The sequence below is a fragment of the Halorubrum sp. SP9 genome, assembly GCF_005435015.1.
Lineage (GTDB): Archaea > Halobacteriota > Halobacteria > Halobacteriales > Haloferacaceae > Halorubrum > Halorubrum sodomense.
Window position 1 is genome coordinate 1 of sequence record NZ_SGXU01000116.1, and the last position, 1234, is coordinate 1234.

At 38.6% G+C, this 1234-nt stretch carries 1 protein-coding gene; it reads right to left on the bottom strand.

Annotation, left to right across the window (positions count from 1 at the left end; all coding sequences use genetic code 11):
* On the bottom strand, window positions 1–952 hold a 952-nt coding region (locus EXE45_RS16715), incomplete at its 3' end, for a hypothetical protein (protein ID WP_137694994.1).
* Window positions 953–1234 lie beyond the last annotated feature (282 nt).

The window sequence follows — 1234 nt, forward strand, 5'->3', positions numbered from 1 at the left end:
ATGTTTCAATAACAGTCTCAAAGTCTAAAGCAGGAAATTCGGATATCAGTTCATCAATTTCACGATTATATTGGCTAACAATTTCATCATCAATGACTTTTGTGACATGAATATCGGTCCCCTCGACTATAACTAAACACCCAATTATCTCAGACGTACCGTCGCTTATTCCGTTATACTCATTTATATATCGTCGAATTTGCTCAAGGCCGCGGCTTTTCTGATTAAGACCTCCTACTTTCAGTTCTACTATTAATTTCGCGTCCTTTTTTGTGGATGCGAGAAGGTCTGGTCGTAGTCCTCCAAACTGTGGTTCTGCTTCGATATTTTTTATATTTTCTTGAAGTAGATCAGATAGCAGATCAGGATGATTCAGAAACAAATGAACGATATCCATTTCTTTGAACTCATTGAGGGTCTCTTGTAATCGACGCTGGGTTTTTCTCCTTTTCTCAGATACCCGAGTAATTGAATTCCTGAAGTAAAATGTGATTAAGATAGAAGTGACAGATCCAATAATCCCCGTTACTAACTCATACTCCACTCCTTGAATGTCTGGCAAAGTAATTGGAGGAAACGGGATTAAAAAGAGACTTCCAATGAAGAAGCTTAGTGAAATCAAAAATACGTAAGCGTACAGAGACCATTTACTATCCAATTTTGTTAGGATCCCATCCTCATCACCGATCGCTAGCGGAGATACTAATGTCTTTAATGTCAAAAACCCGCTTGAAGCCATAGCAATCATCCAAAAAAATGGCCTAAGTGGCGAATTACTAACGATTTCCTGTGCGTATAATGTAATGAATGCTCCCAAGATACCAAGCGCGACTAATATTTGAATGTTTTCTGCTCGCTGTTGCTCACGCCGTTCTACGGAATCATCAATATAGTCTCGAAGTAACGTCCGTATTTCCTCTAGTTCCCTCTCTAGATCGTTATCAGGACTCATTTGAGATTAACAACTTCATTTTATCCGTATACAATACTATTCGTTAAAACTAACTATTCGAATCATTATCGTCTCGCCGTTTATTTTTCTCAAGAACTATATTCTTTAACTTTAATATTAAATTATTCTTTTTGAAAGAAGCCGATAGTTCTGGTAAATCGATTTTATTGGAAATACACATAATCTAAGGAGATACAAGTCCGAGGAAGTTTCTAGTCAGTCGAACGTCCAGTTCGTCTCGACCTCGGGCGGGTCCGCCAGCGTCTGGTAGACGACGCAGTA